The following is a 20,736-nucleotide window of genomic DNA, read 5'->3' on the forward strand; positions in this document are numbered from 1 at the left end:
GTCTCCATGGCGGCAGGCGACTACCGCGATTACTTCAAGGTGCTGGGCGTGGATCGCGGCGCCGATGCCGACACGATCAAGCGGGCCTTCCGCAAGCTGGCGCGCCAGTACCACCCCGATGTGAATCCGGGCGATGCCTCGGCCGAGGCCCGCTTCAAGGAGATCAGCGAGGCCTATGAGGTGCTCTCCGATCCCGACAAGCGCCGCCGCTACGAGCAGTTCGGCCAGTACTGGAACCAGGTGGGCGGCGGCGCCGGGCCCGCTGGCGTGGATGTGGATTTCGGCCGCTACGGCAGCTTCGACGATTTCATCAACGACCTGCTCGGTCGCTTCGGCGGCGGCGGAGCCGCACCGGGCGGCTTCGGCTTCGGCAGCGGTTTCCCCCGCAGCGGCGGCTTCGGCGGTCCCGCCGGCGGGCGGGGCGGGGTGTCCCTCGATGCGGAGGCCACCCTGTCCCTGTCGCTGCGGGATGCCTTCCGCGGCTGCGAGCGGACCCTCTCGGTCAACGATGAGCGCGTGCAGGTGCGCATCCCCGCCGGCGTCCAGGACGGCACCCGTCTGCGCCTCAAGGGCAAGGGCAATCTGCAGCCGAGCCGCGACCGGCGCGGCGACCTCTACCTGCTGATCCGCCTCGAGCCCCACCCCATCTGGCGGGTGACGGATCAGCAGCTCCGGGCCGAACTGCCGGTGAGCGTCGATGAGCTGGTGCTGGGCGGAGACGTGTCGGTGGCCACCCCCGATGGCCCCGCCACGATCACGGTGCCGCCGGCCACCCGCCCCGGTGCGGTGCTGCGGGTCAAGGGCAAGGGCTGGCCCTCGCCCAAGGGTCGCGGTGATCTGCTCCTGAGCCTGCGGCTGGAGACCCCGCGCTCGATCAGCGAGCGGGAGCGCCAGCTGCTCAGGGAGCTGCGGGAGGCCCGCCGGGAGGACCTGCGGGCCGACTGGGTGCGCCAGGCCGCGCTCTGACGCTGCCTAGGATCGCCCCAGGACACGGCCCTCGATGGAGCTCACCTACCGCCCCCGCCGTCTGCGGCGCACCCCTGCCCTGCGTGAGATGGTGCGGGAGTGCCATGTGCGGCCGGCCGATTTCATTTATCCCCTGTTCGTGCACGAGGGGACCGACAACGAGCCGATCGGTGCCATGCCCGGCGCTGTCCGCTGGAGCCTGGATGGCCTGATCGGTGAGGTGCAGCGGGCCTGGGATCTGGGCATCCGCTGCGTGGTGCTCTTCCCCAAAGTCGCCGATGGCCTCAAGAGTGAGGACGGAGCCGAGTGCTTCAACGAGGGCGGCCTGATCCCGCGCGCCATACGCCGGCTGCGCGAGTCCCACCCGGGCATGACGATCATGACCGACGTGGCCCTCGACCCCTATTCCTGCGACGGCCATGACGGCATCGTCAGTTCCGAGGGCGTGGTGCTCAACGACGAGACAGTGGAGATCCTCTGCCGGCAGGCGGTGGCCCAGGCCCGCGCCGGAGCCGATCTGATCGGTCCCAGCGACATGATGGACGGCCGTGTGGGGGCCATCCGCGAGGCGCTCGATGAGCACGGCTTCGAGCACGTGGGCATCATCAGCTACGCCGCCAAGTACGCCTCCGCCTACTACGGCCCCTTCCGCGAGGCGCTCGATTCCGCCCCCCGCACGGATGCCTCCAAGCCGATCCCGGAGGACAAGAGCACGTATCAGATGGATCCGGCCAATGCGCGGGAGGCCCTGACCGAAGCTCTGCTCGATGAGCAGGAGGGTGCCGACATCCTCATGGTCAAGCCCGGCCTGGCCTATCTCGATGTGATCCATCGGCTGCGCCAGGAGAGCGAGCAGCCGATCGCGGCTTACAACGTGAGTGGCGAATACGCCATGGTCAAGGCGGCGGCCGAGCGCGGCTGGATCGACGAGAAGGCCGTGGTGCTGGAGACCCTGCTCTGCTTCAAGCGGGCGGGTGCGGATCTGATCCTCACCTACCACGCCTGCGATGCGGCCACCTGGTTGCGCGAGCCCGGCGGGGCGTGAGCGGCGCGGCCTGTCTCAGCCCCCCGCCGACCGCCGGCGCTGAGGCCGCGGCGGTGATGGAGGAGGCGCTGGCCCTGCTGGAGTGGCCCCGCCTGCTCGAGCACCTCGCCCATTTCGCCGGCACCGCTGCCGGACGCGATCGCTGCCTGCATCTGCAGCTCCCCGGCAGCCTGGAGGCCAGCCAGGCCCGTCTCTCGGAGACCCGTGAGCTGCTCGCCCTCGATGGTCTGCTGGAGGGAGGTCTCAGCTTCGACGGGGTGGTGACGCTCACCCCCCTGCTCGATCACTGCGAGAAGGAGGGCACGGCTCAGGGTGAGGACCTGCTGGCCCTGGCCGGAACCCTGGGCGCGGGGCGCCGGCTGCGGCGGCAGATTCTCGATCCGGAGCTGCGGCCGGTCTGCAGCGCCCTGGTGGAGCCGGTGGCCTCCCTGCCGGAGCTGGAACAGCGGCTGCGCTTCTGCCTGGAGGAGGGAGGGCGCCTGGCCGATCGGGCCAGCCCGGATCTCGCCGCCGTGCGGCTGCAGCTGGAGGCCAGCCGTGAGCAGCGCCGCCAGCGGCTGCAGGAGGTGATGCGGCGCCATGCCTCGATCCTGCAGGACACGGTGATCAGCGAGCGCCGCGGCCGGCCCGTGCTCGCGGTCAAGGCCGGAGCCCAGTCCCAGCTGGCGGGCCTGGTGCACGACAGCTCGGCCTCCGGTCAGACCGTCTTCATCGAACCCCAGGCCCTCGTTCCCCTGGGCAACCGCATCCGCGATCTGGAGAGCCGGGAGCGGGAGGAGGAACAGAAGCTGCTGCGTCAGCTCAGTGGCCTGGTGGCCACGCACGTGCCGGCTCTGCGCCGGCTGCAGGATGTGCTGGAGCAGCTGGATGCGGGCACGGCCCGGGCCTGCTACAGCCAGTGGATCGGCGGTGTGCCGCCGGTGCTGGAGTCCGATCCGCAGGCGCCGTTCCAGCTGCGCGGTCTGCGCCATCCGCTGCTGCTCTGGCAGCAGCGCCGCCAGGGGGGTGCGCCGGTGGTGCCGGTCGATCTGCAGGTGTCGGCCGCGATCCGGGTGGTGGCGATCACCGGCCCCAACACCGGCGGCAAGACCGTGACCCTCAAGAGTGTGGGTCTGGTGGCGCTGATGGCCCGCGCCGGCCTGTTCCTGCCCTGCCACGGCACCGCCAGCCTGCCCTGGTGTGCCCAGGTGCTGGCGGACATCGGCGATGAGCAGTCGCTGCAGCAGAACCTCTCCACCTTCAGCGGCCACATCCGCCGCATCAGTCGCATCCTGGCCGCCCTGGCCGCTTCGACCGCACCGGCCCTCGTGCTGCTCGACGAGGTGGGAGCCGGCACCGATCCCTCGGAGGGGGCCGCCCTGGCCACCGCCCTGCTGCGCCACCTCGCCGGCGCGGCCCGCCTCACGATCGCCACCACCCATTTCGGTGAGCTCAAGGCGCTCAAGTACAACGACGAGCGCTTCGAGAACGCCTCCGTTGCCTTTGACGACGACACCCTCTCGCCCACCTATCACCTGCAATGGGGCATCCCCGGCCGCAGCAATGCGCTCGCCATCGCCGCCCGCCTCGGCCTGGACTCCGCTGTGGTGGATGCGGCCGGGGAGCTGCTGGCTCCGGCGGCCGTGGGAGAGGTCAACGCGGTGATCGCCGGCCTGGAGGACCAGCGGCAGCGCCAGCAGGAAGCGGCGGAGGAGGCCGCGGCGCTGCTGATGCGCGCCGAGCTGCTGCATGAGGAGCTGATGGAGGGCTGGCGCCGGCAGCAGCACCGCACCGCCGAGCAGCAGCAGGAGGGGCGCCGTCAGCTGGAGGATTCGATCCGCTCCGGCCAGAAGGAGGTGCGCCGCATCATCCGGCGCCTGCGGGAGGGAACTCCGGATGGAGAGCAGGCCCGCCAGGCCGGCCAGCGGCTCAAGCGCCTCCAGCAGCAGCACAGGCCCCACCCGGAACGGCGCGACCACAGCGGCTGGCGGCCTGTGCCCGGCGAGCGGGTGCGGGTGCTCTCCCTCGGTAAGGCGGCCGAGGTGCTGGAACTGGTGGAGGGAGGACGCCAGCTGGTGGTGCGCTGCGGTGTGATGCGGATGACGGTGGAGCTGAGCGCGATCGAGGCCCTCGATGGCCGCCGCCCGGCTCCTCCCGATCCACCGGCAGCGGCGGTGCAGGTGCGTCACCGCCTGCCGGCGACCGGAGCCGGACCTCAGGTGCGCACTGCCGCCAACACCATCGATGTCCGCGGCCTGCGGGTGCACGAGGCGGAGGCGATGGTGGAGGAGCAGCTGCGCCATGCCCGCGGACCGCTCTGGGTCATCCACGGCATCGGCACCGGACGCCTCAAGCGCGGCCTCCGCTCCTGGCTCGACACCGTTCCCTACGTCGAGAGGGTCAGCGATGCGGAACCCGGCGATGGCGGCACCGGCTGCAGCGTGATCTGGCCGCGCTGAGGCACCGGCCGGATTCAGGTCGTGAAGCTGGGCAGCACCGGCTCGGATGAGGCCGCCTGCGGGCGGGGAATGGCAATCGCTTCGCCGTCGGCTTCGAACAGGCGCCAGCCGGCGGCATTCACCTCGAGATGCAGCCGCTGGCCGATCGCCAGCTCCGGACTGGCGGGCGCACGAACATGCACCAGATGGTCCCCATCCAGAAGTCGGGCGCTGACGATCTGCTCATTGCCCAGGGCCTCGCAGTGCACCACATCCGCCGGCAGGTTGCGGTTGGTGGCCGGGGCCACGCTCAGATCCTCCGGCCGCAGGCCAGCGGTGAGGCATGCACCCACCCGGCCCTCCACCGCCGCCTCGAGCACGCCATCGATCGGGAAACGCCGCTCTCCCAGCAGCAGCGTGCCGCCGGCGGCCACCTGCACCGGCAGGAGGTTCATCGGCGGGCTGCCGATGAACTGCGCCACGAACAGGTTCGAGGGCCAGCGGTAGAGCTCCATCGGGGTACCGAGCTGTTGCAGCCGCCCCTGGTTGAGCACGGCGATGCGATGGCCCATGGTCATCGCCTCCACCTGGTCGTGAGTCACGTAGATCGTGGTGGTGCCGAGGCTGCGCTGCAGGCCCACGATCTGGGCCCGGGTGCCGGAGCGAAGCTTGGCGTCGAGGTTGCTCAGGGGTTCATCCATCAGAAACACCGACGGCTCCCGGGCGATGGCCCGACCCAGAGCCACCCGCTGCTTCTGACCGCCGGAAAGCTCTTTGGGCCGTCGCTGCCGCACCGCGTCCAGTTCCAGCAGTTCGGCCACCTCGGCCACCCGCCGTTCGACGCGCTCCTCGCGGAGGGATCGCACCCGCATCGCCCGGGGCCAGCGGCGTGACCAGCGGTGCAGCTGGTCGACCAGCACCTCACGCGGTCCGCGCTTCTGCCGCCGCCTCAGCCCGAAGCCGATGTTGTCCTCCACGCTCAGGTGGGGATAGAGCGCGTAGCTCTGGAACACCATCGCCACATCGCGCCGGGCCGGCGGGCGCCGACTGATGGGCTGGCCGTCGAGCAGGATCTCCCCGCCTGTGGGTTCATCGAGTCCGGCGAGCAACCGCAGCAGGGTGCTCTTGCCGCAACCGGAGGGCCCCACCAGCACGAGGAACTCGCCGTCGGGAACCGTGAGATCCACCCGATCGAGAACCTGCACCGGCTCGCCACCGCCGCGGCCGGGGAAGCTCTTGCTGACCTGCTCGAAGCGGACCTCGGCCAAGGTCTGACTGCGGTGACGCCGATCCTAGGGTTGTGGATCGGCTGCCCCACCCGGCCTTGCAGTTCATCGATCAGGCCACGATCAACGTGCGTGCCGGCCGCGGTGGGGACGGCATCGTGGCGTTCCGCCGCGAGAAGTACGTGCCCGCCGGAGGGCCGGCCGGCGGGAATGGCGGGAAAGGCGGCGACGTGTGGCTGCAGGCCGATGCCAACCTCCAGACGCTGCTGGATTTCCGCTACCAGCGGGAGTTCAAGGCCGGCGATGGCCGCCGCGGCGGGCCCAACCGCTGCACCGGCGCCGGCGGCGAGGATCGCCTGATCACCGTTCCCTGCGGCACCGAGGTGCGCCATGCGGACAACGGTGAACTGCTGGGTGACCTGACCGCCGCCGGCGATCGGCTGCGGGTGGCGAGCGGCGGCCGCGGCGGCTGGGGCAATGCCCACTATCTGAGCAATCGCAACCGGGCTCCCGAGCGTTGCACCGAGGGAGTCGAGGGCGAGTGCCTGCCGCTGCAGCTGGAACTGAAGCTGCTGGCGGAGGTGGGCATCATCGGTCTGCCCAACGCCGGCAAAAGCAGCCTGATCAGCGTGCTGTCGGCGGCGCGTCCCCGGATCGCCGCCTACCCCTTCAGCACGCTGGTGCCCAATCTCGGTGTGGTGCGCCGGCCCAGTGGCGATGGCACCGTCTTCGCCGACATCCCCGGCCTGATCGCCGGGGCCTCGCAGGGGGCGGGCCTCGGCCATGCGTTCCTGCGCCACATCGAACGCACCCGATTGCTGCTGCATCTGGTGGATGCCTCGGCTGAATCGGTGGAGCAGGACCACCGGGTGGTGCTGCAGGAGCTGGAGGCCTACGGCCACGGACTGGCTGAGCGGCCAAGGCTGCTGGTGCTCAGCAAGTGCGACCTGATCGATGAGGAGGAGTGCCGCCGGCGTTGTGATCTGTTGTCAGCCGCATCCGGACGGGCGGTGTTGCCCATCGCTGCGGTCACCGGGCAGGGCCTTCAGGCGCTGACCGCCTCGGTCTGGGAGGCGCTGGCCGAGCAACGGTGAGGGCTTGGTTACAGCGGCTTGTGGCCGATTGCATCCATGGCCATAACGGGGTTACGCCAGGTCTGTCCACCATGACCTTCTACACCGCTTACCACAAGGATGGTCGGGTGATCGCCCGCTGCCAGACACGAGAGGAGATCAATCAGCTCCGGGCCATGGGTCGCCCCATCGCCAAGGTCGCGCCGCTGCGCGAAGAGGAGTCGGTCACCTGCCGCCTGACGGACACACCCGCCGGATTCAACGAGGACGTCTGATCTCGCTCATCGGCGGGGAGCCTGAAGACCCCGTCAGGTGGTGGGTTTCGCCGCAACAATTTCGCCGCAACAAGTGGTGGGTGACGCCGGAAGGGGGCGGAGACATGCGCTTGAGAACAGGCTTTCGCTGGTTGGCTTCTCTTCACCCGCCAGGGATCTCCGCGGCAGCCCCGAAGCGCCGCCAGCGATGAGATGCAGTGGTGGTGTGAGGAGGTTATCTTTTATTCCTGCTTGGTTGAAGCTCCCTTTTTTTCTGTTTCGTTGAAGCACCTTGAAACAGGTGAGTGATCTGTCGGGCTGCCGGTCCCAAGTACTTCGGTTCACCAGTCATGCAATCGGTGGTATCCGTTTCATCGGATACAGACTGATGCATTGAGGGCTGATGGATCCGCTTGCTAAGCAACCCAGACGCGTGGATTGTGACGACGTCGTCTCAATCCAGGTGATCCAATTCGGCCTGGAGGCGACAGATCAGCTCATTCTCTCCTGGAGCAGCCCTCGAAAACCATGCTGCCCGCGGTGATACAGAAACGCCCGGCTTCAGCCGGGCTGCAGGACTGTTTCAGTCGTCGTAGACCCTGCACTCCGGCGCTTCAGGGTTGGTGTCGCAATACATTTCCAGCGAGGTGGGATCGTGCTGGTCACCGGGATGGTGGTCCTTGTACTCCTTGAGGGATTGCAGTTCCTCCTCAAGGTGGCGGACTTTGCCGGTATTGCCTTCGGCGCGTGCCTGCTGGATCTCGCTCTGATCCTTCTGGATGTGCTCGTCGATGGATTTCATGAGAAAGGCCGGCGTGTCCTGCCGCTCCATGTCTGTTCCACCTTACGGGCAGTCCTCCATCGGCGGAACGCCCGCATCATCAGCTGATGCCGAGGATCAGGAAAGAAGCACAAAGCAGCGCAGGCAGGCCCATCGCTGCCCCCGGATCTCCGGGGCGCTCCGAGGGCGGGGGCAGAAGCCGGTCAGGCGGCAATGCCGGGGGCGGCCCCATCCAGATGGGCGAAGACGCTCTTGTCGCCGACGTCCGCCGCCGCCTCCATCGGCAGCTTGCGGAGGCCCAGCACCAGGAGCAAGGCAGCCGCGATCAGCATCAGCCGGTAGCTGGCCAGTGGCGGCAGGACCCCCAGCAGAAGGCCAAGCAGGGCCAGGGGCAGCAGCAGGGTCACGCCGATGGCCTCCGGCCGGCGAAAGCAGAAGAACTCCTTGAAGCCGATGCCGGTGAGCGCGGCGAAGAAGGGGCCCACCGCCAGAAGCCAGAGGCGCTGGTCCAGCAGGGTTGCGGGCAGCTCGCCCGCATCGGAGCGGACCAGCAGGGCGGCCATCCCCATCGATCCGACCAGCCAGAAGACCTGCAGCAGACGGTGGAGCGGGCGGAGATAGATGTGGATCCAGTTCAGAGCCAGCCCGAGGCTGATCACCATGCCGGCGGGCCAGAGCCACGGGCGGATCTCCAGGGATGGGAGATCCCAGCTGATCAGAAGCCCTCCCAGGCACAGAGCCAGGCTGATCAGGCTCAGCCGGTAGGCCAGCACCTCACGCCGGTCCGCGGGGGTGATGGTGAAGCTGCCGTACACGCCCTCGAACACCTCGGTCCTGGCTTCCGCTGGGGCAGGGTCGGGGCTACCGGAGCGCGTCATGGTCGGGCCGGTGCTGGTGCGGACATGCCGGTGACGATCTGCTCGAGTGGCGCCGGCAGCGGAACGATACCCCCGGGATTCAGGGGGAACAGGCCGGCGAAGTAGTGCTGCCGCCAGGCGGCGCCATCACAGGTGGCGCGCACCTCCGGCAGGTTGTAGAGGGCCGCCCGCCAGCGGTACAGGGAACTGAACGACCAGAGCGGTCGGCCGGAACAGCCGAAGAGCGGTTCGTACACCAGCTCCCAGCGGATCAGGGTGGTGAACAGGCACAGGTCCGCCAGCGTCAGTGATGCTCCGCAGAGCCAGGGACCGGCCTGGCTCAGCTCCCGGTCCGCGGATTCGAGCGCCTGCATCAGCTCAGCGTGGGCCTGCTCGTAGGCGCTCTGGCAGCGGGCGAAGCCGCAGCGGTAAACGCCGTCGTTCACCGTGTCCTGCAACCGCAGGCGCCAGCGTTGGCTGGCCTCCCGGCAGTCGGGTGGGTCGAGATCGATGCTCCCGGGCTCAGCGGGCCAGCGGTTGAGCAGGTCCATCATCCCGGCGCTGTCGTTGCAGAGCACCCGCTCTCCGATCCGATCCAGCAGCACCGGCACCGTTGGCCGGTGCTGCCTGGGCGTCCGGTGGGCCCGGTAGAGGTCAGCGAGGGTGCTGAACCCATCGCGGGGAGGATCGAGGATCCACCGGCCTCCCCGCAGGTCGGGACTGGCTTCCGCCAGGGTCAGCGTGGAGCCGAGGCCCCGCAGCGACCACACCAGCCAGACGCGGTGGGCCCACGGGCAGCTGCGACCGATCACCAGCCAGTGCCGGCCGGCCTCATCGGCGCTCGCCGGGACCGCTCCCGCCTCCGGCACCGCACTCGCCGGTCGGCGGTAGTTGCCCTGGCGGTCCGCCGGACCCAGCCCGCCCATCAGCTGCAGCCATTGCCAGTGCCATCCCGCTCGAACGGAAGCGACCAGCCATCGGGGCAGGCTCATGGGAGCGCTGGTGCAATGCACTTCGTAGTGTGCAGCGAACCGCTGGGCTGACCCGTCGATGCAGAGGCCATCCGGCGAGGACGGCACGCCGCAGGTGCTCATCACAGCCGCCACTCACGGCAATGAGCCCAATGCCGCCTGGCTGCTTGAGTCCTGGCCGGAGCCCTCGTGGCCCGGGGCCATCAGGGTGCGGCCGGTGACGGCCAATCCCGACGCCCTGGCGTGCAACCGCCGCTACATCGACTGCGATCTCAACCGCAGTTTTCTGAAGGCGCGGAATGCCCCTGCTGCTGCCGGCGATCCGCTCGAGGTGCGGCGCGCCCGGGATCTGCTGCGGTTCTGGGGCACAGGCGGTGAGCAGCCCTGTTCCGTCGCCATCGATCTGCACAGCACCACGGCCGCCATGGGGGCCTGCCTGGTGGTGTACGGCCGCCGCGGAGGCGATCTCGCCCTGGCCGCGGGCATTCAGCGACGCCTGGGGCTGCCGGTCTATCTGCACGAAGGCGATGCCTCCCAGACCGGCTTTCTGGTGGAGGCCTGGCCCTGCGGGGTGGTGATCGAGGTGGGACCGGTGGCGCAGGGCGTGCTCGACTCCCGCATCATCCGCCAGACGCGACTGGCGCTCGAGACCGCGATCGAGGTCCTCCAGGATTGCCGCTCCGGCGCGCCGCTGAACTGGCCGGCTCACCTGGAGGTGCACCGCCACCTGGGTAGTCTTGATGTGCCCAGGGATGGCAGCGGCGAAGCGATGGCCTGCATCCATCCGGCCCGCCAGGGGCGGGACTGGCAGCCTCTGGCCCTGGGGGATCCGCTGTTCGAGGCCCATGGCGGTGAGGACATGGTGCTGGAGCCGCATCACCTCGCCCAGTGGAGCGAGGGGGGAGGGGCGGCCGGGCCCCTGGTGCCGGTGTTCATCAATGAAGCGGCCTACCGGGAGAAGGGCATCGCCATGAGCTTCACCGTGAGAGAGTGCTGGCCTGTCGAGCCGGCATGGATCGAAGCGCTCCAGCGGGTGCTTGCTGTCCCGCCTTCGCCTCAGCTGTCCCCGGCCGCCGCCGGCTCATCGTCCGGCACGAGCGGGCCGTTGTAGGGCACGGCGACCACGGAGCGGCCGTCGAGGGCGATGGTCACCACGCTCTCGACCGTCGGGACCGGCGGCACCTCCTGCTCCCAGCCCGGGGGGCCTCCGCGGAAGCGGAAGGTGTAGCCCTCACCGTCCTCACCGATGAGACAGTCCGTGCTGCCGGTTCTGTGCATGCAGGCGGCGGCCCGGTAGCCGGAGAGCCCGCCGTTGAGGCGTTCGGCGTGCATGCGCGCCAGATTCACGGCCCGTGCCCGTGCGAACACGGCTTCGCTGTCCACCTGGGCCACAGCGGCCCCTGCCTGCACAAGAGCCGCGACCAGACTCAAGGCCGGCGGGCCCAGCCGTGTCCTTGCCGGTCCGAGCTGGGTCATCCGCATGCCCACACCGCCTGCTCCTTGGTGCAGGGCAGGTCGCTGGTGCTGCCGTCGGCCCAATACACCCTCAGCCGGTCGTCCTCGGTGCCCATGCGGAAGGTGAGCGACTGAATCGCACCGGCGGGCACCGTCGGGTCCTCCTCGCCGGAACCGCCTTCGTTGCCCGAGCCGCTGAGACGCTGTTCGAGCTGGTCGATTCTCAGCTCCAGCCGCTTCAGCTCCTCGGTCAGGGCCGTCGCGTCGCCTCCCGGCTGGCATGCGGTCAGCGCGAGCGTGCCGGCGGCGGCCATGACGGCGGTCGCAAGGTTCCGCAGGGAGAAGGTCATGGCCGGGGCCGCGTGCGCGAATTTCAGGATGCACCCTCCCGGCACCGGCTGGAAGGCCCCTGCCCCCGCCTCCCGATCCTTAAATCCATGTAACGAACCCGCAATGTTCTGTTACAGTCGTTGTGGACGTGGGACGGGTTTCCGCCCGCGCCCCTTCCATCCCGCCTGCTGGCGGGGCTGGGTTTCGCCCCGGTTCCGTTGCAGACATCTTTTCCGATCTCATGACCACCACCATTCAGCAGCGCTCCGGCGCTTCGGTGTGGGACCAGTTCTGTGCATGGGTCACCTCCACCAACAACCGTCTGTATGTCGGTTGGTTCGGTGTGCTGATGATCCCCACGCTGCTGGCCGCCACCATCTGCTACATCGTCGCCTTCATCGCGGCACCCCCCGTCGACATCGACGGCATCCGTGAGCCGGTTGCCGGCTCGCTGCTTTACGGCAACAACATCATCTCCGGTGCTGTTGTGCCTTCGAGCAACGCCATCGGCCTGCACTTCTACCCCATCTGGGAAGCCGCTTCTCTGGATGAGTGGCTGTACAACGGCGGTCCTTACCAGCTGGTTGTCTTCCACTTCCTGATCGGCGTCTTCTGCTACATGGGCCGTGAGTGGGAACTCTCCTACCGCCTGGGCATGCGCCCCTGGATCTGCGTCGCCTACAGCGCCCCCGTGGCTGCTGCCAGCGCCGTGTTCCTGGTGTACCCCTTCGGTCAGGGCTCCTTCTCCGACGGCATGCCCCTCGGCATCAGCGGCACCTTCAACTTCATGCTGGTGTTCCAGGCTGAGCACAACATCCTGATGCACCCCTTCCACATGCTGGGTGTGGCCGGTGTGTTCGGCGGCAGCCTGTTCTCCGCCATGCACGGTTCGCTGGTGACCTCCTCGCTGGTTCGTGAGACCACCGAGAGCGAGAGCCAGAACTATGGCTACAAGTTCGGCCAGGAAGAGGAGACCTACAACATCGTGGCTGCCCACGGTTACTTCGGTCGCCTGATCTTCCAATACGCCAGCTTCAACAACAGCCGCAGCCTGCACTTCTTCCTGGCTGCCTGGCCTGTGATCGGCATCTGGTTCACCGCCCTTGGCGTGAGCACGATGGCGTTCAACCTGAACGGCTTCAACTTCAACCAGTCCATCCTTGATGGACAGGGCCGTGTGCTGAACACCTGGGCTGACGTGCTGAACCGCGCCAACCTGGGCATGGAAGTGATGCACGAGCGCAACGCTCACAACTTCCCGCTGGACCTGGCTGCTGCCGAGTCCACGCCTGTGGCCCTGACCGCTCCGGCGATCGGCTGATCCACCCCCACTGCCAGGGCCGGATCACCCGGCTGCCTGCAGACGGCCCCCGCACAAGCGGGGGCTCTTTTCATGATGAGGGCCCTAGATGACGCGGTAGTTGAGGATCTCGATCAGGCGCTTGAGGGTGGCATCGTCCGAGATGCGGTAGTTGAGCATGTCGATCAGACGCTTCAGGGACGCGTCGTCGCTGTCCCGCTTGAGGATGCGCACCCGTACCGGAGTGGTTTCGCCGTCCGCACTGAGCGTTCCGTCCTGCAGATCCGCCTGGATCTCAGATCGGAACGCGGCACGCACCTGATTCCAGATCGCCCGTCGCTCCCTGGCTGAAGCCCGTGAGATCCCGGCGAGGACCAGCTCCAGGCCTGCGGACTCGCCGGAGCACCAGCGCTGTGCAACCTCTCGGCCCGCCTGCTCCAGGGCTGCCGCGGCCTCACCCGGGGCGATCGAATAGCAGTAGCGCCTCGGTTGCTCCGGATCTGCACCGCGCTGCACGCGCTCCTGGTCATACAGAGCCAGGAGGATGCGGGCGACCTGTCCCTGGTCGTAGCCCGTCACATCCTGCAGCTGGCGTGCTGTGATGCCGGGAGTGGCGGCAATCAGGCTGAGCACCCGGAATTCGCGGTACCCCAGATCGGGAAATCGGGCCCTGGCGCTCTCGAGAGCATCCACCGTCAGACCGATCGCCCTCGGATGAGGACTCGCCGAGGTCGGTGGCTCTGAACGTTCGCCCAACCGAAACGGAAAACCACCATTAACGTACCGGCTTCCCCTGATCAATCAAGTCAGGGCGCGACCTCTCGGGCGCCTTCCGTTGGCTCCCGGTCGCCCTGTTCCGTGATCGAGTCGAACGACGGCAGAGGCTCGTCCGGCGGCAGGGGGGGAAGAGGCGGTGGGGGCTCGAGCGGATAGCGCTGTGCCTCGGTGCGTTCGCCCTCCCGCACCGGCAGGTCCTCCGGGGCGTTGGGCCGTGTCTCCGGACCGATGATCACCACGGCGGATCGCTCCACCAGCAGGCGGAACCGCAGGCCCAGCCGCTCATTCAGGTAGGCCTGCACCGCCGCCACCTGCTTGGGCGTCGGCAGGTCCGGATCGCTCACCCGCACCGCCGTCCGCACCAGCGGCGGGTTCTGGGACCAGTCGATGCGGACGGATTCGATGGTCGCCTCCTCGCCCAGGGTGAGCGTTTCGCGCCGGAGGATTTCGGAGATGGTTTCAGCGACCTTCTGGCGCGTGGATTCGCGCCTGGCACTGCCCACCAGATCCCAGAAGCTGCCGGTCAATGGCACCAGCAGCAGGGCCGTGAGCACAAAGCTGGTGTAGCTCATGCGGCTCCGCTTCAGGCGCTGGCGGAAGGCCGGCTCCAGTGCCCCCATCACCAGAAGGCCGCCGCTGAGGATGCCGAGCAGGTTCGTGGTGAACAGGAGTCCGGCACCGGCCGCCTCCTGCCAGAGGCGATGCGACAGCAGCAGGCCCATCACACAGACCGGTGGCACCAGCGCCACGGCGATCGCCGTTCCCGCCACGGAGCTCACCGCACCGCGCCGCAACTTCGCGTAGGTGGCGATGGCTCCGGCCACCAGGGCGATGGCCAGATCGAGCAGATTGGGACGGATCCGGTTGCTCACCTCGCTCCCGAAGCTGGGCAGTCCGGCCGCCAGGCCCAGTCCGATGGCCAGGAGTGTGGTGAGAGCCACACCGGTCATCAGGGTGATCAGGGCACGCCGAAGCAGGGGCAGATCGCCCTGGATCACGGCGAAGGCGCCCGCTCCCAGGGGGAGGATCCAGGGGGCGATCACCATGGCCCCGATCACCACGGCGGCACTGTTGGCCAGCAGCCCGAGGGTGCCGATCAGGCTGGCCCCGAGGGTCAGCACGAGGAAGGTTTCGCTGAGGGCTGCGTCGAGGCGGTAGCTCCGCCTCAGCGTCTCCAGCCGTGAGGGCTCCATCAACCAGGCAGTGAGGCACGGATCCCGGCGGCCTGGAGCCGCCGTGGGTTGGCCATTGTTTCAGCCGCCGGATTGCCGCACTGGCGCGGGCGCTCCGCCCACCAGGGGCCACCAGCGCAGCCCCTGCACCAGCTGGGCTGGTGTCCGCCCCGCGCTGCGCTGGAGTTCCGCGGCCATGCTGTCCAGCAGGGACCCGTGCAGGCTCTCCCCCATCGCCTGCACCAGCACCGTTGAGGCGGCGAAGGCGGCGGACGATTCCTCCAGGGAGCGGGGCAGCCGCAGCTGGCGGGCGTTCGGGTCGCGCTCCGGATCGCCGTGCACCGGGGCCGGCAGTTGCCGGAGCGGCTGCAGCGCGCCGCCGACCACCGCCTGCAGGGCCCCGAGCACCAGGTAGGGATTGGCCATCAGATCCACCACCTTGATCTCCGCATGGGCGGGCGCGTGATCCGCTGCCGCGGGGATCAGCCTGAGAGCGGCCTCCCGGTTCTCCACCCCCCACACCTGGAACGGGGCCGCCCAGGTGCCCGGCACCAGCCTCAAATAGGACACAGCCGACGGGGCCGTGAGCGCCATCAGGCCCGGCAGCTCGTCCAGAACCGCAGCCAGGATCGAGGCTCCCTCCGCCGTGAGGCCGGCCTCACCCCCACCCCCTTCAAGGAGGGGTGTGCCGTTGCGCTGCACGCTGAAGTGCAGGTGACCGCCATTGCCGACGCCGTCCAGGCACGGTTTCGGGCTGAAGCTGCAGTGGGCACCGATCCGCTCACTCACGCGCTGGATGACCAACCGGGCCCGCACCAGCCGATCGGCGGCCTCCAGTGCTGCAGCCGGAGCCAGAGACAGCTCGAACTGGGAGGCTCCGTATTCGGGGTGGAACTGCAGCCAGGGCAGATCGGCATCCTCGAGTGCGTCCAGGAGCGCGCTGGCGTAGTCGAGTCCGTTGACCAGGCGATCCCCTCCGTAGGGACCGCCGGCAACGGTGGGCCGGCAGCTCCCGTCCGCGCCGGGCTCCGCGAGCATCCACTCCAGCTCGAAACCCGCGCTCAGACTCAGTCCGGCGGCGGCCAGCCGCTGCGACTGGGCGCGGCAGAACAGGCGCTGATCAGCGGCATAGGGCACGTCGTCGCGCTGCCAGCGATCACCCGCTGCCCAGCCCCAGCCCGTCGCTGGTTCCAGGGGGGCGAGGGAGGCGGGATCAGCCCTCAGGCGCAGGTCTCCATCGGGAACCGCCAGACGGTGTCCCGACGCGATGGCGCCATCCGTGCGGAACGCGTCCGACACCGGCGAGAAGCCCACGCCCTCCGTCACACTGCGCCGGAAGGCGTGCATGGGAACCACCTTCACCAGCGTGGCTCCGGCGTGATTCACCCAGGTGAGGGCCACCCGCCGCAGACCGCTGCCGTCGGCGGTGTCGGAGTCCTCCAGTGGCGCGCGCATGCTCGGGCCGGTGTCTGATCTTCATGATCGGTGCTGTCGCCGCCGCTGCTGCCAGAGCCTGCGCCGCGGCAAGCCAGCCGCCATCGAGAAGGCCAAAGATCATTTCCGCTGGGCAGAATCCCGGCAGAACGAACAAAGCAGGGTAGTCAATCGTCAGTTGACGATGTAAGCCGGTGACGGGATTTGAACCTGCGACCTACTGATTACGAATCAGTTGCTCTACCCCTGAGCTACACCGGCGCTGGTGTGAAATTAGCAGGTCAGCCACTGGGCAGCGCATGGGTGAACAGGACCGCTCCTCCGGCCTTGATCCGGAGCTGCGCCGCCGCCTGCTGGCTGAATCACGCACCCCCTGGCGGGGACTCCGGCGGGGGCTCTGGCTCGCCTTCGCTGGCTCCGGCGCCATCGGCCTGATGGTCATGCTCTCCCGTCTGCTCGGTGGCGGGGAGGTCGCCGGCAGCGATCTGCTCCTGCAACTCGGCGCCTTCCTCCTCTTCGCCGCGCTGCTCTGGTGGGACCGCAACCGCGACTCCGGCAGTCCCGGGGGGGATCTCGACAGATGAGTCCTCCGGAGCGGGCTGGGGTGCGACATCCTGCCCGGCTGCTCTGGCCCAGGACAGGGGCTGCAGCAGCAGCAGCGGCAGGCCGAGGCTGAGCCGCTCGCCAGCGGGACTGCCGGCATCGAAACCCGGCGTGCCGGGCTGAGGCTCCTCAGATCCGGGAGATGGGCCCCGGGTCAGGAGCCAGAGCGCCTGAACCCATTGCTGCCATTGCCAGAGCATCACGGCCAGCAGCCCGGCCGCCAGCAGCAGACCCAGGAGCCGGGGGCTGTCGCGGAACGGCGACCAGCTGAAGGCCTGGGGGGCCATGCCGTCGATCCGGCTCAGGAGGGCGAGGAGGGGCAGGAGTCCTGCGGCGGCAAGGACGCGCACCGGCCGCGGCATGGCATCGGGCCTGAGCAGGCGCTGCTGCCAGGCGCTCAACGCCTGTTCAGGCCTCTGGATCAGCAGCAGGGAGAACGGACTCGGGGGCATGCGCCAGAGGAGCGTCGCCGGCAGCACGGCCCCGATCCCCCAGGCGAACAAGCGCTCGAGTGCCGGCAGGCCGACCGGGCCGTCGTTGGCCAGAACCAGCAGCAGCAGCAGGGTCTCAAGCGGCCAGATGGTCGGGCCGAGCAGCTGCAGCCAGATCAGGGGGTCCTCACGGCTCGCCCGGACGGGTGAGAGAGAAGGCGAGGCCGGGCTGACGGTCACGCTGGCGTCTCAGGTCAGGTGCTCAGGGAGCGGCGCTGCGTGACCAGTCGGTACGCGGCGATGCGATCCCCGTTCTGCCAGTTGGCGAAACGATCGCAGCCGATGCCGCATTCGAAGCCGGTGGCCACTTCCTTGACGTCGTCCTTGCCGCGGCGGAGGGAGTCGAGGTCGCCTTCGAAGACGATCTCCTTGCCCCGGTGCACCCGCACCTTGGAATTCCGCAGCACCTTGCCGCTGGTGATGTAGCAGCCGGCCACGGCGGATTTGCCGATGGTGAAGACGGCCCGCACCTCGGCTTCCCCGAGGGCTTCCTCGACCAGTTCGGGTTCGAGCAGGCCCTCCATGGCGAGCTGGATGTCCTCCAGCAGCTTGTAGATGACGTCGTAGTCGCGCACGTCGACACCGTTGGCATCCGCCGCCCGCTTGGCGCCGGAGGCCATGGAGGTGTTGAAGCCCACGATCACGGCACCCGAGGCGGCAGCCAGATCCACGTCGGTTTCGGTGATCTCGCCCGGTGCGGAGAGCAGCACCCTCACCTGAACCTCGCCCTGGGGCAGCTGCTCGAGGGAGCCGAGGATGGCCTCCACCGAGCCCTGCACGTCGGCCTTGAGGATCAGGTTGAGCTCCTTGAGTTCCCCGTCGCTGGCCTGACCGGAGAGGGCTGTGAGGCTGACCCTGCGGGACGCCATCTGCTGGGCGAGGCGGCTCGCCCGCGCTTCCGAAGCGCGTTCGCCGACCACGGCCCGGGCGGATTTCTCATCGGGATAGACCTCGAATTCATCGCCGGCCGATGGGACCTCGCTGAAGCCCAGGGCCTCGACGGCGGAGGAGGGGCCGGCCTGTTTGACGCGCTGGCCGGAGTCATCCACCATGGCCCGCACCTTGCCCAGAACAGGGCCGGCCGCCACGACATTGCCGGCTCTGAGGGTGCCGTTCTGCACGAGCAGGGTGGCCACCGGACCCTTGGCCTTGTCGAGGTGGGCTTCGATGACGGTGCCCTTCGCCAGCCGGTCGGGATTGGCCTGGAGATCCTCCACCTCGCTGACCAGGAGGATCATCTCCAGGAGCTTGTCGATGTTCTCGCCCCGGATGGCACTCACCGGCACCATGACGGTGTCACCACCCCACTCCTCAGCCACCAGCTCACGCTCGGAGAGCTCCTGCTTGACCCGGTCGGGCTGAGCGCCTTCCTTGTCGATCTTGTTGATGGCCACCACGATCGGCACCTCGGCGGCGCGGGCGTGGCTGATGGCCTCCAGGGTCTGGGGCCGGACGCCATCGTCTGCGGCCACCACCAGAACAGCCACGTCCGTGACCCGTGTGCCCCGCGCCCGCATGGCGGTGAAGGCTTCGTGCCCGGGGGTGTCCAGGAAGGTGAGGCGGCGCGATTCGCCGCCGTGGTCGACGGCCACCTGATAGGCGCCGATGTGCTGGGTGATGCCGCCGGCTTCTCCGGCGGCATCACGGGTCTGACGGATGGCGTCCAGCAGACTCGTCTTGCCGTGGTCGACGTGACCCATGACGGTCACCACCGGCGGGCGACGGATGAGGTGAGCCAGGTCGCTCTCCTCGATCATCTCGCCGGTCTTCTTGGCGGCCTCCTCGACGTCGTCCTCCAGCACCGGCACGCCGAACTCCTGGGAGACGGCTTCGATCGAGGGCAGATCGAGTGTCTGCGTGACTGTGGCGATGATGCCCTTGAAGAAGAGCGACTTGATGATGTCGGAGCTCTCCACGCCGAGCTTGTCGGCCAGCTCCTGCACGGTGAGATTGCCCTCGGGAACGATGAGCATCTCGGGCCGGACCAGCTTGGCCTCCCGGGCGGCTCGCAGCTCCATGGCGCGGCGTCGCTGGCGCTGGCGCGTGGTCTCCTTGCGGCGCTTGCGCAGGGCCGCCACCGGCTTGGAGCCGCTGACCTTCTGCTGGCCGCGGGGCCTGGCCGGGCGGGCCAGGCTCGCCTGGAGCACCGATGAATCCTGCCCACCGGCGAAGCCGCCGGTCTGGGTGGCCAGCTGATCATCGTTCTCACCGATGATGTGAACCTTCTGGCGCTGCCGCTGCGGTGCCCGGCTGCGCAGGGCTTCCAGGCGGGCGCTGTCGTCCCAGTCGGGCCGCCTGGGTCGCCCGGCCGCACCTGGGCCTGCAGGCCTGTAAGCGGGGCGCCTCGGCGCTGATGGCGGTGTCGCCGACGGTGCCGTGGCCTGGGCTCCGCCCGCGGCTCCGGGGGCACCGGCCGGGGCACTGCCCGGGCGCCTCGGCGGCGGAGCCGGTTGCCGGGCCCCGGGCTTCTGCAGCTGCATCAGCTCGCCGGGGGCGACCGGCCGGCGCATGCCGGCGGGCATGCCACCGGGACGGGTCGGGGCACCGGGGCGGCCACCGCTGCCCTCGGGTTGGCGCCGGATGGGCTTGCCCACCAGCTCCAGCGATCGCGCCGGACGCCGGACGGGCGCCTGACCCCGGCCGGCGCCAGTTGGGGTCGGTGCGCCTGGACGCAGGGGAGCCTGAGCTCTCTGGGGCTGACCGGCGCGCTGAGGCGACGCCGGCCGCCCTGCCGGTGCCGGGCGGCCGGCGGCTCCCGTGGGTCGACCCCCGGCCGGAGCGCCCGGGCGCGTGGGCTGAGGCCTGCCCACCAGCTGGGGCTTGGCCGGCGTGCGGGGTCGGCCGGTTCCCGTTGCCGGGGTGGGGGCCGGAGCGCCCGGCCGCCGGGGTGCGGGCCTGGCGGGGGCGGGTCGGGCCGGCGGTGGCGGCGTGGCGGCGGCGGGGCGTCTGGCCGGGGTTGCCGGGCTCGGGGGGCGTCCTGGCGCGGGCCGGGCCGGCGTGGCAGCCGGTGATGCGGGCCTGGAGGGAGGGCTGGTCCGGCTCTGGGATGGGGCGGCGGGTCGCGCGGGCGCCGCAGGTCGATCCGGGCGGCTGGGAGCCGGCTTGCGCGCCACGGGACGCTCGGGTGGGCTCTGGGGCGCGCTGCGCCTCGCGGGAGCGGCCGGGCTGGAGGCGGACGGAGCAGTGGCCGGTTGCGGGGCGGATCGCTTCGGGGCAGCGGCCGAGGGAGCGCCCTCGCCGCTGGCCTGGCGCACCTGGGCCGGCTTGCGGGCGGCCGACGGAGCGGTCGGGGCGGCCTTGCGCACCGACAGGATCGCTTTCGGCGCAGCCGGCGCTGGGGCGTCGCCGCCGCCCTTCCTGCCGCTCACGAGCTGGCGGATCCGTCCGGCTTCGGCCTCGCTGATCGAGCTGCTGTGGCTGCGCGCGGCGATGGAGAGTTTCTCGGCAGCGTCCAGCACGTCCTTGTTCTCCAGGCCCAGGTCCCGGGAGAGCTCATAAATTCTGACTTTGCCGCTGCTGGTCATTCAGGTCTCCAATGGATCCGGGCACGGTGTGGCGCCGGGGCCCTCCCTAGGGGCCAGTGG

At 69.5% G+C, this 20,736-nt stretch carries 18 protein-coding genes, 1 tRNA gene and 1 pseudogene; 8 read left to right on the forward strand and 12 right to left on the reverse strand.

The window, feature by feature from the left end; translation table 11 throughout:
- The first annotated feature begins 6 nt into the window (after positions 1 to 6).
- From EVJ50_RS13325 to EVJ50_RS13335, 3 genes are read left to right on the forward strand one after another with little or no spacing between them, the layout of a single operon-like run.
- Entirely contained in the window at positions 7 to 966 is a 960-nt protein-coding gene (locus EVJ50_RS13325; protein WP_150884519.1) for a DnaJ C-terminal domain-containing protein, read from the forward strand.
- Between the two features lie 34 nt (positions 967 to 1,000).
- A complete protein-coding gene (gene hemB, locus EVJ50_RS13330; RefSeq protein WP_150884520.1) occupies positions 1,001 to 2,011 on the forward strand; it encodes a porphobilinogen synthase in 1,011 nt (336 codons plus the stop codon).
- Positions 2,012 to 2,067: 56 nt separating this feature from the next.
- Positions 2,068 to 4,449 (forward strand): endonuclease MutS2, encoded by a 2,382-nt coding sequence (locus EVJ50_RS13335; RefSeq protein WP_150885053.1) that lies wholly within the window; start codon positions 2,068 to 2,070, stop codon positions 4,447 to 4,449.
- A gap of 14 nt (positions 4,450 to 4,463) precedes the next feature.
- On the opposite strand, the gene EVJ50_RS13340 is transcribed toward EVJ50_RS13335, so the two are convergent.
- A complete protein-coding gene (locus tag EVJ50_RS13340) occupies positions 4,464 to 5,696 on the reverse strand; it encodes an ABC transporter ATP-binding protein (RefSeq protein ID WP_150884521.1) in 1,233 nt (410 codons plus the stop codon).
- 56 nt (positions 5,697 to 5,752) lie between these two features.
- Between EVJ50_RS13340 and cgtA the strand changes: the two genes are divergently transcribed.
- Positions 5,753 to 6,748: an Obg family GTPase CgtA gene (cgtA, locus tag EVJ50_RS13345; RefSeq protein ID WP_150884522.1), complete on the forward strand. Its 996-nt coding sequence runs from the start codon at positions 5,753 to 5,755 to the stop codon at positions 6,746 to 6,748.
- A gap of 71 nt (positions 6,749 to 6,819) precedes the next feature.
- Positions 6,820 to 7,002: a hypothetical protein gene (locus EVJ50_RS13350; protein ID WP_150884523.1), complete on the forward strand. Its 183-nt coding sequence runs from the start codon at positions 6,820 to 6,822 to the stop codon at positions 7,000 to 7,002.
- A 562-nt stretch (positions 7,003 to 7,564) separates the two neighbouring features.
- On the opposite strand, the gene EVJ50_RS13355 is transcribed toward EVJ50_RS13350, so the two are convergent.
- The 3 genes from EVJ50_RS13355 to EVJ50_RS13365 all read right to left on the reverse strand — a co-directional run bounded on the left by EVJ50_RS13355 (position 7,565) and on the right by EVJ50_RS13365 (position 9,611).
- A complete protein-coding gene (locus tag EVJ50_RS13355) occupies positions 7,565 to 7,783 on the reverse strand; it encodes a CP12 domain-containing protein (protein WP_150885055.1) in 219 nt (72 codons plus the stop codon).
- A gap of 182 nt (positions 7,784 to 7,965) precedes the next feature.
- A complete protein-coding gene (locus tag EVJ50_RS13360) occupies positions 7,966 to 8,640 on the reverse strand; it encodes a DUF2301 domain-containing membrane protein (protein ID WP_150884524.1) in 675 nt (224 codons plus the stop codon).
- The gene (locus tag EVJ50_RS13365; protein WP_150884525.1) at positions 8,637 to 9,611 is read right to left on the reverse strand and encodes a glutathione S-transferase C-terminal domain-containing protein; all 975 of its coding nucleotides are present in this window, start codon (positions 9,609 to 9,611) and stop codon (positions 8,637 to 8,639) included. Before EVJ50_RS13365 ends, EVJ50_RS13360 begins: the two co-directional genes overlap by 4 nt.
- Positions 9,612 to 9,669: 58 nt before the next feature.
- Here EVJ50_RS13365 and EVJ50_RS13370 point away from each other — a divergent pair, with 58 nt between their 5' ends.
- Positions 9,670 to 10,701, forward strand: coding sequence for an aspartoacylase (locus tag EVJ50_RS13370; RefSeq protein ID WP_150884526.1), 1,032 nt, complete (start codon positions 9,670 to 9,672; stop codon positions 10,699 to 10,701).
- Here the strand turns inward: EVJ50_RS13370 and EVJ50_RS13375 are convergent.
- The gene (locus EVJ50_RS13375) at positions 10,647 to 11,021 is read right to left on the reverse strand and encodes a hypothetical protein (RefSeq protein ID WP_225322957.1); all 375 of its coding nucleotides are present in this window, start codon (positions 11,019 to 11,021) and stop codon (positions 10,647 to 10,649) included. The two genes, EVJ50_RS13370 and EVJ50_RS13375, sit on opposite strands and share 55 nt — an antisense overlap.
- A gap of 41 nt (positions 11,022 to 11,062) precedes the next feature.
- Entirely contained in the window at positions 11,063 to 11,395 is a 333-nt protein-coding gene (locus tag EVJ50_RS13380) for a hypothetical protein (RefSeq protein WP_150884528.1), read from the reverse strand.
- A gap of 221 nt (positions 11,396 to 11,616) precedes the next feature.
- Between EVJ50_RS13380 and psbA the strand changes: the two genes are divergently transcribed.
- Positions 11,617 to 12,696: a photosystem II q(b) protein gene (gene psbA, locus EVJ50_RS13385; protein WP_150882476.1), complete on the forward strand. Its 1,080-nt coding sequence runs from the start codon at positions 11,617 to 11,619 to the stop codon at positions 12,694 to 12,696.
- Between the two features lie 84 nt (positions 12,697 to 12,780).
- Here psbA and EVJ50_RS13390 read toward each other — a convergent pair whose 3' ends face one another.
- The 4 genes from EVJ50_RS13390 to EVJ50_RS13405 all read right to left on the reverse strand — a co-directional run bounded on the left by EVJ50_RS13390 (position 12,781) and on the right by EVJ50_RS13405 (position 16,319).
- The gene (locus tag EVJ50_RS13390; RefSeq protein WP_150884529.1) at positions 12,781 to 13,368 is read right to left on the reverse strand and encodes a MarR family winged helix-turn-helix transcriptional regulator; all 588 of its coding nucleotides are present in this window, start codon (positions 13,366 to 13,368) and stop codon (positions 12,781 to 12,783) included.
- 113 nt (positions 13,369 to 13,481) lie between these two features.
- Positions 13,482 to 14,645 carry a DUF389 domain-containing protein gene (locus EVJ50_RS13395; RefSeq protein ID WP_150884530.1) on the reverse strand — a complete coding sequence of 388 codons (1,164 nt, stop codon included), beginning with the start codon at positions 14,643 to 14,645 and terminating at the stop codon, positions 13,482 to 13,484.
- A gap of 60 nt (positions 14,646 to 14,705) precedes the next feature.
- Complete coding sequence (locus tag EVJ50_RS13400; RefSeq protein ID WP_150884531.1) at positions 14,706 to 16,079, reverse strand: glutamine synthetase; 1,374 nt, start codon at positions 16,077 to 16,079, stop codon at positions 14,706 to 14,708.
- A gap of 168 nt (positions 16,080 to 16,247) precedes the next feature.
- Positions 16,248 to 16,319: transfer RNA gene (locus EVJ50_RS13405), tRNA-Thr, on the reverse strand.
- A 38-nt stretch (positions 16,320 to 16,357) separates the two neighbouring features.
- Between EVJ50_RS13405 and EVJ50_RS14745 the strand changes: the two genes are divergently transcribed.
- Positions 16,358 to 16,642 (forward strand): DUF3493 domain-containing protein, encoded by a 285-nt coding sequence (locus EVJ50_RS14745; protein WP_191964789.1) that lies wholly within the window; start codon positions 16,358 to 16,360, stop codon positions 16,640 to 16,642.
- Between the two features lie 120 nt (positions 16,643 to 16,762).
- Here the strand turns inward: EVJ50_RS14745 and EVJ50_RS15140 are convergent.
- Together EVJ50_RS15140 and infB are read right to left on the reverse strand one after the other, a co-directional pair.
- Positions 16,763 to 17,332 (reverse strand): annotated as a pseudogene (locus EVJ50_RS15140) (low-complexity tail membrane protein); the annotation flags it as partial.
- 14 nt (positions 17,333 to 17,346) lie between these two features.
- Positions 17,347 to 20,676 (reverse strand): translation initiation factor IF-2, encoded by a 3,330-nt coding sequence (gene infB / locus EVJ50_RS13415; protein WP_150884533.1) that lies wholly within the window; start codon positions 20,674 to 20,676, stop codon positions 17,347 to 17,349.
- Between the last annotated feature and the right edge of the window lie 60 nt (positions 20,677 to 20,736).

The organism is Synechococcus sp. RSCCF101 (genome assembly GCF_008807075.1).
Classification (GTDB): domain Bacteria; phylum Cyanobacteriota; class Cyanobacteriia; order PCC-6307; family Cyanobiaceae; genus RSCCF101.